Origin of the sequence: Streptomyces sp. NPDC102406, assembly GCF_044765725.1 — a bacterium.
GTDB lineage: Bacteria > Actinomycetota > Actinomycetes > Streptomycetales > Streptomycetaceae > Streptomyces.
This window is the reverse complement of record NZ_JBIWKP010000003.1, coordinates 449398-461683: the sequence shown is the minus strand read 5'-3', so window position 1 is coordinate 461683 and position 12286 is coordinate 449398. Positions and strand designations below refer to the sequence as shown.

Sequence of the window (12286 nt, the reverse complement as noted above, 5' to 3'; positions counted from 1 at the left end):
GGGTGGCGGCGCCGCGCGAAGGCCGTGCGCGGCGCCGCCGTCGACCGGCCGGGCTTCCCCCCACGGGTTCCGGCCGGGGTCTGTTCGGGCGGTGCGCCGGCGCTTACGGCGTCTCGTCGAGCCGCACCACGCGGACGGATCCGCCCGGCACGGTCAACTGCCCCGCCACCCGTTCGCCGGTGAGGAGTTCGGCGCCCCGCGCGGGGACCTTCACCTCGTCCGGGGTGTGGTTGATCGCGAAGCCGTACGTGCCGCGGGCCCCGGTGCGGGTCACCCACTCCACGTCGCGCGGGAGTTCGGGGCGCGGTCGCAGTCCCGCGTCCGCCTCCGCCGCGCCGAGGATCGCGTCGAGCGAGGCCGCGGTCAGGCGCGTCGAGATGTACCAGGCCGTGCCGCGCCCGAACGTGTGCCGGGTGACGGCGGGGCGTCCCGCCGTGAGCCCGTCCTCGTAGGACCAGACCGTCTCGGCCCCGCGCGGGACGACGGACTCCGTCCAGACGTCACCGGGGAGCCGGGCCCCGTCCGGGCCGGACAGGGTGACCGTCTCCCCCGCCAGCAGCGGCGACCACTCCTCCACGGTCAGCCCGAGTACGTCCCTGAAGGCGCCGGGGTAGGGGCCGGGGTGCACGGCGTCGTGTTCGTCGACGATGCCGGAGAAGTAGGAGACGACGAGGGTGCCGCCGTTGTCGACGTACTCGCGCAGGTTGAGTGCCGCCGCCTCCGTCGCGAGGTAGAGGGCGGGCACGACGACGAGGGGGTAGGCCGACAGGTCGGCCTCGGGGTGGGCGAAGTCGACGGTGAGGTGGCGGTCGTACAGGGCTTCGTAGAAGGAGTCCGCGCGCTCCCGGGCGTCGTGGTCCTCGCTCGGCCGCCACTCCAGGTTCTGCGCCCACCAGGACTGCCAGTCCCACAGCATGGCCACGTCGGCGACGGTGCGGGTGCCCTTGACGGGCGCCAGGTCCCCGATGTGGGCGCCGAGTTCGCGGACCTCGCGCCACACGCGTGAGTCCGTCCCGGCGTGCGGCAGCATCGACGAGTGGAACTTCTCGGCGCCCCGGCGCGACTGCCGCCACTGGAAGAACATGGCGCCTTCGGAGCCGCGCGCGACATGGCCGAGCGAGTTCCGTGCCATCTGGCCGGGGGCCTTGGCCGGGTTGCGGGGCTGCCAGTTGACGCCGGACGTGGAGTGTTCGAGGAGCAGCCACGGGGCGCCGCCCGCCACGGACCGCGTGAGGTCGGCGGCCATCGCCAGGTTCACGTGCGTGCGGCGGCCGTCGGTGATCAGGTAGTGGTCGTTGGTGACGAGGTCGACCTCGCGGCCCCAGGCCCAGTAGTCGACGGAGTCGCACTGGCTGAGGGCGGTCATGAAGTTGGTGGTGACCGGGGTGCCGGGGGCCAGGCGGTGCAGGATGTCGCGTTCGCGGACGAAGTTCTCGCGCATCGTCGCGTCGGCGAAGCGGCGGTAGTCGAGCTGCTGGGCCGGGTTGCCGACGGTCGGGGTCGCGCGCGGCGGGTCGATCTCCTCGAACGAGCCGTACCGCTGCCCCCAGAAGGCCGTCCCCCAGGCTTCGTTGACCGCGTCGACGGTCCCGTACGTCGCGGTGAGCCAGCGCCGGAAGTGGGCCGCGCAGCCGTCGCAGTAGCAGGCGCTGACGGGCACCCCGTACTCGTTGTGGACGTGCCACATGACGACGGCCGGGTGCGTGCCGTAGCGGCGTGCGAGCTGTTCGGTGATGCGGCTGGAGGCGTCGCGGTAGTCCTGGTCGCTGTGGCAGATGGCGCCGCGCGAGCCGAACGCGAGCCGGGTGCCGTCGGCCGTCACGGGCAGGGCTTTGGGGTGCAGGTCGTAGAACCATTTGGGCGGCGCGACCGTGGGCGTACCGAGGTCGACGGTGATGCCGTGTTCGTGCAGCAGGTCGATGACGCGGTCGAGCCAGCCGAACTCGTAGGAGCCGGGCGCCGGTTCGAGCAGGGCCCAGGAGAAGATCCCGACGCTCACCGTCGTGACGCCGGCCTCGCGCATCAGCCGGACGTCCTCGTGCCAGACGGATTCCGGCCACTGCTCGGGGTTGTAGTCCCCGCCGAAGGCGAGCCGGGTCATGAGGTACCCCCAGGGGAAGATGCGACAAGTTGGGAACGTGCACACACACGATCGGCGGCACGAGGCCAACATAACCGCAGAGCAACAACCATTGACAAGTGTCCGGGATGTTTCTCTACTGTGAACGCTCACAGAGCCTGAACCATACGGCCACCGCCCAGTTCCCCGGTCAGGGACTTCGGTCAGGGAGACGAACCAGCCATGCCCATCTCGCCCCGCACCTCACGTACGCCCTTCACACCGCGCCGCCGTCGCCTCGTGGCGACCGCCGCGACGCTCACGCTCGGGGCCTGCGCCCTCGCCGCCTGCGGCTCGTCCGACGACAGCGGCGCCCAGGACGCCTCGGGCCCGGCGGACCTGACGTACTGGACCTGGACCCCGAACATGGACAAGGTCGTCGACCTGTGGAACCAGGGGCCCGGCAAGAAGCAGCAGATCAAGGTCACGGTCAAGAAGCAGGCGTCCGGTGACACGCTCGTCACCAAGATCCTCACCGCGCACAAGGCGAAGAAGGCCCCCGACCTCGTCCAGGCCGAGTACCAGGCGCTGCCCACCCTCGTCAGCAACGACGCGCTCGCCGACATATCCGACGCGGCGGGCGACCTGAAGGACGAGTACGCGGACGGCATCTGGCAGCAGGCCACACTCGGCACCGACGCCGTGTACGCGGTGCCGCAGGACGCGGCGCCGATGATGTTCCTGTACCGCGAGGACCTGTTCAAGAAGTACGGGCTGTCCGCCCCCACCACGTGGGACGACTTCGCCGAGGTGGCCCGTGAGTTGAAGAAGAAGGCCCCGGAGAAGGACCTCACCACCTTCTCCGCCAACGACTCCGGTCTCTTCGCGGGCCTCGCCCAGCAGGCCGGCGCCAAGTGGTGGACCACCTCCGGGGACACGTGGAAGGTCGGCATCGACGACGCCGCGACGAAGAAGGTCGCCGACTTCTGGGGCGGCCTCGTCAAGGAGGGCGTGATCGACAACCAGCCCATGTACACCCCGGCCTGGAACAAGGCGCTCGACACGGGCAAGCAGATCGCCTGGGTCAGCGCCGTCTGGGCGCCCGGCACACTCACCACGGCCGCGCCCGACACCAAGGGCAAGTGGGCCATGGCCCCGCTCCCCCAGTGGGACGACCACTCCACGTCGACCGGCAGTTGGGGCGGCTCCTCCACCGCGGTCACGACCGACAGCACGCATCAGGCCGCCGCCGCGAAGTTCGCCACCTGGCTGAACACCGACCCGAAGGCGCTTGCCGCCCTCGCCAGGGAAAGCGGCATCTACCCGGCCGCGACGGCCGCCCAGCTCAGCGGCGCCTTCTCCGAGCCGCCCGCCTTCTTCGCCAACCAGCCCGACTTCTACCCGCAGGCCGCGAAGATCGCCAAGACCACGGCGCCCGCCGCCTGGGGCCCGAACGTGAACGTCGCGTACAACACCTTCAAGGACGCCTTCGCCGCCGCCGCGAAGAACAAGTCGGACTTCGGCGCCGCCCTCACCAAGATGCAGGACGCGACCGTCGCCGACATGAAGAAGCAGGGTTTCGAGGTCGCCGAGTGACTTCCCGCACGGCCCGGCGGTCGTACGGGGTCAAGAGCGCCCCCTACGGCTTCCTTCTCCCCGCCGGCCTCCTCTTCGCGCTCTTCTTCGCGCTGCCCATCGGCTACGCGCTCTGGCTCAGCCTGCACAAGATCGAGGTCAAGGGCCTCGGCCTCGGCAAGGGCGCCCGCTCCGAGACCTGGGCGGGCCTCACCAACTACACGGACGCGCTCGGCGACTCCGAACTGCTCGCCGGTGCCCTGCGCATCCTCGGGTACGGCGCGATCGTCGTCCCCGTGATGCTCGGCCTCGCCCTGCTCTTCGCGCTGCTCCTGGACGCGGACCGGGTGCGCCTGACCCCGTTCACCCGGCTGGCGATCTTCCTGCCGTACGCGATCCCGGGCGTGGTGGCGGCCCTGCTGTGGGGCTTCCTCTACCTGCCGGACGTCAGCCCGTTCTTCTACGTGCTCGACAAGCTGGGCCTGCCGCAGCCCGACCTCCTGGACGGCGGCCCGCTCTACGCGGCGATGTCCAACATCGCGATCTGGGGCGGCACCGGCTTCAACATGATCGTGATCTACACGTCGCTGCGCTCGATCCCGGCCGAGGTGCACGAGGCCGCCCGGCTGGACGGCTGCTCGCAGCTCCAGATCGCGCTGCGCATCAAGATCCCGATGGTGGCGCCCTCGCTGGTCCTCACCGCGTTCTTCTCGATCATCGCGACCCTCCAGGTCTTCAACGAGCCGACGACGTTGAAACCGCTGACCAACGCCCTGTCCACGACGTGGAGTCCACTGATGCAGGTCTACCAGGACGCCTTCGTGAAGGGCGACATCCACTCCGCCGCCGCCACCGCCGTGATCATCGCCGTGGTCACGCTCGTCCTCTCCTTCGGCTTCCTGCGCGCCGCGGGCGCCCGCAACCGGCAGGAGGATCCCCGATGAGCTCCACCCTCGCACTCCGCAAGGCCGCGCCCGCCGCGGGCACCACACCCGGTACGGCGCAGGGCCCGCCGGTCCGGCGCCGCGTCGCGCTCGTCCCCACGGCGGTCCTCCTGCTCGGCGCGCTGTACTGCCTGCTGCCGGTCGCCTGGGTGGTGATCGCGTCCACGAAGTCGGGCAGCGAACTGTTCTCCACCTTCACCTTCCTGCCGGGCTCCGGCTTCACCGACAACATCAAGGACCTGTCGGCGTACCGCGACGGCGTCTACTGGACGTGGATGGCCAACTCGGCGCTCTACTCCGGGCTCGGCGCCCTCCTGTCGACCGCCGTCTCCGCGCTGAGCGGGTACGCGCTGGCCGTCTACCGCTTCCGGGGCCGGGAGTCGATCTTCAACGTGCTGATGGCGGGCGTCCTCATGCCGCCGGTCATCCTCGCCGTGCCGCAGTACCTCCTGCTCGCCGAGGCCGACCTCACCGACTCCTACGCCTCCGTGCTCCTGCCGCTGATCCTCTCCCCCTACGGCATCTACCTCGCGCGGATCTACGCCGCCGCGGCGGTGCCGCCGGACGTGGTCGAGGCGGGCCGCATGGACGGCGCCGGGGAGTGGCGGATCTTCACGCGGATCGCGCTGCCGATGATGGTGCCGGGCCTGGTGACGGTGTTCCTGTTCCAGTTCGTCGCCGTCTGGAACAACTTCCTCCTTCCCTACATCATGCTCAGCGACGACGAGAAGTTCCCGATCACGCTCGGCCTGTTCACCCTCCTCGAACAGGGCGCGAACACCCCCGCGCTCTACACCCTGGTGATCACGGGCGCGCTCCTCGCGATCGTCCCGCTGGTCGCGCTGTTCCTGGTGATCCAGCGGTTCTGGAGCCTCGACCTGCTGTCCGGAGCCGTAAAGTCATGACCATGAGCACAACGGGGACCACGGGGGCGGGCGGTCGTCGCAGGCCGCCGACGATCCATGACGTGGCGCGCGAGGCCGGTGTCTCGCGCGGCACCGTCTCACGCGTCCTCAACGGCGGTCACTACGTCAGCCCGACGGCGCGGGAAGCGGTCGACGCGGCGATCCGCAGGACCGGCTACGTGGTGAACCGGCACGCCAGGTCCCTGATCACGGGCCGCTCCGACTCGGTCGGCTTCCTGCTGACGGAGCCCCAGGAGCGGTTCTTCGAGGACCCCAACTTCAACGTGCTGCTGCGCGGGTGCACCCAGGCGCTGGCCGCGCACGACATCCCGCTGCTGCTGATGCTCGCCGGGACCCCCGACGAGCGGCGCCGCATCACCCGCTACATCACGGCAGGACACGTCGACGGCGTCCTCCTCGTCTCCTCGCACTCCGGTGACCCGGTGGCGGCGCAACTGCGGGACGCGGGCGTGCCGTTGGTGGCCTGCGGCAAGCCCATCGGGCACGGATCGGCGTCGAAGGTCAGCTACGTCGCGGCGGACGACCGGGACGGGGCGCGGGACATGGTCCGCCACCTGCTCTCCCTCGGCCGCCGCCGGATCGCGACCGTGACCGGGCCGCTGGACACCCCGGGCGGTGTGGAGCGGCTCGCCGGGTACCGGGAAGTGCTCGCCGAGGCCGGGATCCCGGGCGACGAGCGGCTCGTGGTCTCCGGTGACTACAGCCGGGCGGGCGGCGAGGCGGCGGCGCTGCGGCTGCTCGACGCGGGGACGGACTTCGACGCGGTGTTCGTGGCGTCCGACCTCATGGCGCAGGGGGTGCTCGCCGCCCTCCAGAAGGCCGGGCGGCGGGTCCCGCAGGACGTCGCGGTCGGCGGCTTCGACGACTCCCCGGCGGCGCTGGCCACCGAACCCGGCCTGACCACGATCCGGCAGCCGTGGGACCGGATCAGCGCGGAGATGGTACGGGTGCTGCTCGCGCAGGTGGGCGGGGAGGACCCGGCGGCCGTCATACTGCCGACGGAGCTCGTGCGGCGGGGCTCCGCCTGAACCGGAGGGGGCCGTGCTCTCCCGTCCCGGGCGTGATCCAATCGGCGGGACGCCCACCTCGCCGAGAAAGGCCGCCCCTCGTGTCCGAAGCCGTGTTCAACTGGGCCCGCAACATCACCTTCTCCGTCTCCGAGCTGCACCGCCCGGCCACGCTCGACGAGCTGCGGGGGCTCGTCGGCAAGAGCCCGCACATACGGGTGCTCGGCAGCGGCCACTCCTTCAACCGGATCGCCGACGTGGACGCCGACCGAGACGGAGTCCTCGTCTCCCTCGCCGCGCTGCCCGGCGGCATCGAGGTCGACAGCGCCGCGCGGACCGTGCGGGTCGGCGGTGGCGTGCGCTACGCCGAGCTGGCCGCCGAGCTGCACGCGCACGGGCTCGCGCTGCCCAACATGGCGTCCCTCCCGCACATCTCGGTCGCCGGTTCCGTGGCGACGGGAACGCACGGCTCAGGGGTGCGCAACCGGTCCCTGGCGGAGGCCGTGCGCGCCGTGGAGCTCCTCACCGCCGACGGCGAGACCGTCACGCTCGCGCGGGGCGACGCCGGTTTCGAGGGCGCCGTCGTCTCGCTCGGCGCGCTCGGGGTCGTCCTGTCGCTCACCCTCGACGTGGCGCCCGCCTTCGAGGTCGCCCAGCACGTCTTTCGTGAACTGCCGTTCCAGGGCCTGGACTTCACGGCCGTCTCCTCCGCCGCGTACAGCGTGAGCCTGTTCACCACGTGGCGCGGGCCGCACTTCGACCAGGTGTGGGTCAAGCGGCGGCTGCCCGACTCCCTCGACTTCCCGTGGGCCGAGCCGGCCACCGAGGCGCAGCACCCGGTGCCGGGGATGGACGCCGTGCACTGCACGGAGCAGTTCGGGGTGCCCGGGCCGTGGCACGAGCGGCTGCCGCACTTCCGCGCCGGGTTCACGCCCAGCAGCGGGGACGAGCTCCAGTCGGAGTACCTGCTGCCGCGCGAGCACGCCGTGGCGGCGCTGCACGCGCTCGACGCGGTGCGGGAGCGGATCGCGCCGGTGCTCCAGGTGTGCGAGGTGCGGACCGTCGCGGCGGACGCGCAGTGGCTGAGCCCCGCGTACGGCAGGGACACGGTGGCCCTGCACTTCACATGGGTGGCGGACACGCCGCGTGTGCTGCCCGTGGTGTCGCTCGTCGAGGACCGGCTGCGGGAGTTCGCGCCGCGCCCGCACTGGGGGAAGGTGTTCACGACCGCGCCCGAGCGGGTCGCCGAGCAGTACCCGCACGCCGCCGGCTTCGCCGCGCTGGCCCGTCGCCTCGACCCGCGGGGGACGTTCGCCAACGCGTTCGTACGGGCGCTGCTGCCGCGCTGAGCCGGTCCGGGCCCTGGGGCCCGGACCGCTGACCGCGGCCTGACGTCTCTCAGCCCCCGAGACGTCGCGGAAGATCCTGCCAGTCCTCCAGAGCACCGACCACGAGAGCTTCGACTCGCGCCTCGCCCTCCCCCTTGAGGACGTCCTTGAAACATGCGCAGTCGTCCATCTTCATGCCCTTGAGCACGCAGACGCAGATACCCGCAATCTGCAAGCCTCGCGCCACCGCTTGAATGTGCGCGTCGAAGGGAAGTGCCATCCGGCCGGCCATCTCTCCGGCGAAGACCGCCATCAGTTCGGAGCCACCGGCATGCCGGACCGCCTCCGCCGCTCCGGTACGCAGACTCCGTCGTAGTGACAGCAACCGGCGGGCGGCTGCGGCAAGATCGTCGCACCCGCCCGGCCGCTGCCGCTGCTCAGTCAGAAGGGACTTCCAGACGGTGTCCGTGACGTAGGTGGCGGCACGCGCGCCGATCGTGTCGACGGCGCCCGCGTCCCACACCTCGGCGCACACCCGGGCGACTTCCGCGGGAGAGCGAACACCATGGCGGGGCACTGACCCGGACGAGTCCGACCGGTGTGACGCCGGGCCCGCGAAACGCGGCATCCCCAGATGCAGGTGGCAGCGCTCCCGGTCACGCCGCACCCGGTTACGGCAGGGGCGGTGCTTCTTCGTCTCCGCGCCACACAGACCCATGGCCGCAGTGTCGACAGCTCACATCGGGGCGGCAACGCCGTCCCCACCGCGGCGTCACCAACAGGCCGCGACCTGCGGTCCGAAAGGTCGCTGCCTTCGCCGACTCACGTGCGCGCTCGCCCCCGGCTGACGCCGAGCGTCACACCGGACGCTCGCGCCCGGTCCCGAGCACACCCGAACCGGCCTCGCATCGCCTCGATGGTTCGACGCGAACCATTCCCCCACAGCGTCGGGCGCTCACCTCGGACTCGGCCCACCGGAATTCATCGGACCCGTTGTGGGTCGGCCGACGCGCGGATGCCGTCGATGATCCGGGTCCAGTTGTCGCCGCCGTGACCCTGCTCGATCGCATGGCGGTAGTGGTGTTGCACCGCCAGCGGGAGCGCCAGGTCCAGGCCGAGCGAGGTGCTGGTCTCCACGATGTGGTCGGCCGTCGCACCCATCATGGTGACCGTGCTGAGGGCGCCCGGGTGCTCACCGGCGTCCAGCGCGGCGCCGGGTGTCTCCTCGCCGGCCCGGAGGACGGCGCCGATCGAGTCGGTGAAGGCGAGCAGGTGCGGGAGTGCCTCCGCGGCCTTCGTCCCGGTGGTGCCCAGCATGGCGGTGGCGTGCATCAGCGCGGACAGGGTGGTGAGCAACACCGTGAGCTGCGCCTGGTACATCATCTGGGCGAGGCCCGGGTCCGCGCCCAGGTACCGGGGGACGCCGAGCGGTGCCAGCGTCTTGTGGTGACGCTCCATCACGTCGTCGGGGCCGCTGTAGTAGACGTGGGCGGCGTCGGTGCCGACCATCGGCGCCGGGACCATGACACCGCCGGTGAGGAAGGCGGCGCCGTGGTCCGCCGCCCAGGACGCCGCCTCGCGGGTGCGGTCGGGGGTGTCGGAGCTGAGGTTGACCAGGGTCCGGCCGGTGAGTGAGGCGGTGGCGCCGTCGAGGACGGCGTACATCGCCCGGTAGTCGGTGAGGCTGAGGAGCACGAGGTCGCTCGCCCCGACCGCCTCGGCGGGTGTCGCCGCGCGGACCGCTCCGTCGGCGACGACGCCGTCGGCCCGGCCGGGAGTGCGGTTCCATACGGTGACGTGGTGTCCCGCGGCGAGGAGGGTGCGGGTCATCGCCTGTCCCATCGGGCCGAGCCCGAGGACGGTCACGGCGCTGTGGTCTTCGCTGGTGCGGTGCTGTCGTTCGTTCACCCCTCCATGCTCGAAGAGGGCCACTAATCTCGGAAGTACCCACTATTTACTGCGGTACTTACCTTTTCGTAAGGGGGGTCAGGGATGGCCAAGGCGCCGAGGAACGGGCCGTACATCTGCGGCATCGACGCCGCGCTCGACGTGGTGAGCGGCAAGTGGAAGGGGCTGATCCTGTGGGAACTCGACACCCATCGCGTACGCCGCTTCGCCGAGCTGCGGCGTGGTCTGCCCGGGGTGAGCGAGAAGATGCTGACGCAGCATCTGCGGGAGATGGAGCAGGACGGGCTCGTGCACCGGAAGGTCCATGCCGAGGTGCCGCCGCGGGTCGAGTACTCCCTGACCGAGCACGGGCGCACCCTCAACCGAGCGCTCGGCCCGCTCGGTGCCTGGGGGTCGGAGCGGATGCGGCGCGAGGGCTTCGACGTGGTCGACGTGGGTGACGCGGGGCTCGGCGCGCAGCGCTCCGGGGCGGTTGACATGATGGAGGGGTGAACTTCCGGTCGATCTATGCTCATGGTTTCGCGCGAGTGGCCGCCTGCACCGGTCAGGCCGTCCTCGCCGACCCGCCCGCCAACGCCGAGGGAATCCTGCGCCAGGGGCGCCGCTGTGCCGAGGAGGGGGTCGCCGTCGCGGTCTTCCCCGAGCTCGGCCTGTGCGGCTACTCCCTGGAGGATCTCGTCCTTCAGGACGCGGTCCTCGATGATGTCGAGCGGGGGCTCGCCACGGTGGTCGCCGGTTCGGCGGACCTCCTGACGGTGCTCGTCGTCGGCGCCCCGCTGCGGCACCGGGGCAACATCTACAACTGCGCGGTCGTCGTCCACCGCGGCCGGATCCTCGGCGTCGCCCCCAAGTCGTATCTGCCGAACTACCGTGAGTTCTACGAGCGTCGGCAGCTCACGCCGGGCGACGACGAGCGCGGCGGCACGATCCGGGTGGGCGGTGCGGACGTCCCGTTCGGGGTGGATCTGCTGTTCGCCGCCGAGGACGTGCCGGGGCTCGTGGTGCACGTGGAGATCTGCGAGGACATGTGGCTGCCGGTGCCGCCGAGCGCCGAGGCGGCTCTCGCCGGGGCGAGCGTGCTGCTCAACCTGTCGGGCAGCCCGATCACGGTGGGCCGCGCCGACGACCGCAAGCTGCTGTGCCGCTCGGCGTCCTCGCGCTACCTGGCCGCGTACGTCTACGCGGCGGCCGGGCTCGGGGAGTCGACCACCGATCTGTCCTGGGACGGACAGACGATGATCTTCGAGAACGGGGTGCTGCTCGCGGAGACCGAGCGGTTCCCGGACGGTGACAGGACCGCGGTGGCCGACGTCGACCTGGACCTGCTGCGCCAGGAGCGCCAGCGGATGGGCACCTTCGACGAGAACCGGCGCACCCATGCCGCGCGGACGGGTGACTTCCGCACGGTGGAGTTCCGCCTCGACCCGCCGACCGGCTCCGACCTGGGGCTGCGCCGCCGCGTCGAGCGGTACCCGTTCGTGCCCGCCGACGCGGAGCGGCTCGCCCAGGACTGCTACGAGGCGTACAGCATCCAGGTCGCGGGGTTGCAGCAGCGCCTCGGGGCGATCGGCGACCCGAAGGTCGTCATCGGTGTGTCGGGCGGTCTGGACTCCACGCACGCGCTGATCGTCGCCGCCCGGGCGATGGACCGGGCGGGCCGGCCGCGCAGCGACATCCTGGCGTTCACGATGCCGGGCTTCGCCACCGGTGATCACACCAAGAGCAACGCCCACAAGCTGATGAAGTCGCTCGGCGTGACCGCGGCCGAGCTGGACATCACCGAGACGGCGCGGCTGATGCTGAAGGAGATGGACCACCCGTTCTCCTCCGGGGAGCCGGTGTACGACGTCACCTTCGAGAACGTGCAGGCCGGGCTGCGCACCGACTATCTGTTCCGGCTCGCCAACCAGCGCGGCGGCATCGTGCTCGGTACCGGTGACCTCTCCGAGCTGGCGCTCGGCTGGTGCACGTACGGTGTCGGCGACCAGATGAGTCACTACAACGTGAACTCGGGTGTGCCGAAGACGCTGATCCAGCACCTGATCCGATGGGTCGTCAGCAGTGAGCTGTTCGGCGACGAGGCCGGGCGGACGCTGACCGCGATCCTCGACACGGAGATCAGCCCCGAGCTGGTGCCGGGCGAGGAGCTCCAGTCGACCGAGTCGAAGATCGGCCCGTACGCGCTGCACGACTTCACCCTGTTCTACGTGCTGCGGTACGGGTTCCGGCCCTCGAAGATCGCGTTCCTGGCCTGGCACGCGTGGCGGGACAAGGACGCCGGTGAGTGGCCGCCCGGCTTCCCCGAGTCCGACCGCGGCGCGTACGGCCTGGCGGAGATCCGGCACTGGCTGGAGTACTTCTGCAAGCGCTTCTTCGGCTTCGCGCAGTTCAAGCGGTCCGCGATGCCCAACGGCCCGAAGGTCTCGGCCGGCGGTTCGCTGTCGCCGCGCGGCGAGTGGCGCGCGCCGTCCGACGGCAACGCGCGGGCGTGGCTGCGGGACCTGGAGCGCTGGGAGTGGCCCACGGACTGAGAGCCGGT

At 71.2% G+C, this 12286-nt stretch carries 10 protein-coding genes; 7 read left to right on the top strand and 3 right to left on the bottom strand.

Annotation, left to right across the window (positions count from 1 at the left end; translation table 11 throughout):
* Positions 1-103: 103 nt before the first annotated feature.
* Positions 104-2101 (bottom strand): beta-galactosidase, encoded by a 1998-nt coding sequence (locus ACIRF8_RS16045; RefSeq protein WP_404215152.1) that lies wholly within the window; start codon positions 2099-2101, stop codon positions 104-106.
* A 201-nt stretch (positions 2102-2302) separates the two neighbouring features.
* On the opposite strand from ACIRF8_RS16045, the gene ACIRF8_RS16040 reads away from it, so the two are divergent.
* From ACIRF8_RS16040 to ACIRF8_RS16020, 5 genes are all read left to right on the top strand, one after another.
* Positions 2303-3655 (top strand): ABC transporter substrate-binding protein, encoded by a 1353-nt coding sequence (locus tag ACIRF8_RS16040; protein WP_404215150.1) that lies wholly within the window; start codon positions 2303-2305, stop codon positions 3653-3655.
* The gene (locus tag ACIRF8_RS16035; RefSeq protein WP_404215148.1) at positions 3652-4578 is read left to right on the top strand and encodes a carbohydrate ABC transporter permease; all 927 of its coding nucleotides are present in this window, start codon (positions 3652-3654) and stop codon (positions 4576-4578) included. The genes ACIRF8_RS16040 and ACIRF8_RS16035 overlap by 4 nt, the downstream gene beginning before the upstream one ends.
* Positions 4575-5483: a carbohydrate ABC transporter permease gene (locus ACIRF8_RS16030; RefSeq protein WP_404215146.1), complete on the top strand. Its 909-nt coding sequence runs from the start codon at positions 4575-4577 to the stop codon at positions 5481-5483. The genes ACIRF8_RS16035 and ACIRF8_RS16030 overlap by 4 nt, the downstream gene beginning before the upstream one ends.
* Positions 5480-6532: a LacI family DNA-binding transcriptional regulator gene (locus ACIRF8_RS16025; RefSeq protein ID WP_404215144.1), complete on the top strand. Its 1053-nt coding sequence runs from the start codon at positions 5480-5482 to the stop codon at positions 6530-6532. Before ACIRF8_RS16030 ends, ACIRF8_RS16025 begins: the two co-directional genes overlap by 4 nt.
* An 80-nt stretch (positions 6533-6612) precedes the next feature.
* Positions 6613-7860 carry an FAD-binding protein gene (locus ACIRF8_RS16020; RefSeq protein WP_404215142.1) on the top strand — a complete coding sequence of 416 codons (1248 nt, stop codon included), beginning with the start codon at positions 6613-6615 and terminating at the stop codon, positions 7858-7860.
* 49 nt (positions 7861-7909) lie between these two features.
* On the opposite strand, the gene ACIRF8_RS16015 is transcribed toward ACIRF8_RS16020, so the two are convergent.
* Entirely contained in the window at positions 7910-8374 is a 465-nt protein-coding gene (locus ACIRF8_RS16015) for a hypothetical protein (RefSeq protein WP_404215140.1), read from the bottom strand.
* A 446-nt stretch (positions 8375-8820) separates the two neighbouring features.
* Positions 8821-9747, bottom strand: coding sequence for an NAD(P)-dependent oxidoreductase (locus ACIRF8_RS16010; protein WP_404215138.1), 927 nt, complete (start codon positions 9745-9747; stop codon positions 8821-8823).
* A gap of 84 nt (positions 9748-9831) precedes the next feature.
* On the opposite strand from ACIRF8_RS16010, the gene ACIRF8_RS16005 reads away from it, so the two are divergent.
* Positions 9832-10239, top strand: a complete 408-nt coding sequence (locus tag ACIRF8_RS16005) for a winged helix-turn-helix transcriptional regulator (protein WP_404215136.1) — start codon at positions 9832-9834, stop codon at positions 10237-10239.
* Complete coding sequence (locus ACIRF8_RS16000; RefSeq protein ID WP_404215134.1) at positions 10236-12278, top strand: NAD(+) synthase; 2043 nt, start codon at positions 10236-10238, stop codon at positions 12276-12278. The genes ACIRF8_RS16005 and ACIRF8_RS16000 overlap by 4 nt, the downstream gene beginning before the upstream one ends.
* Positions 12279-12286: the final 8 nt, after the last annotated feature.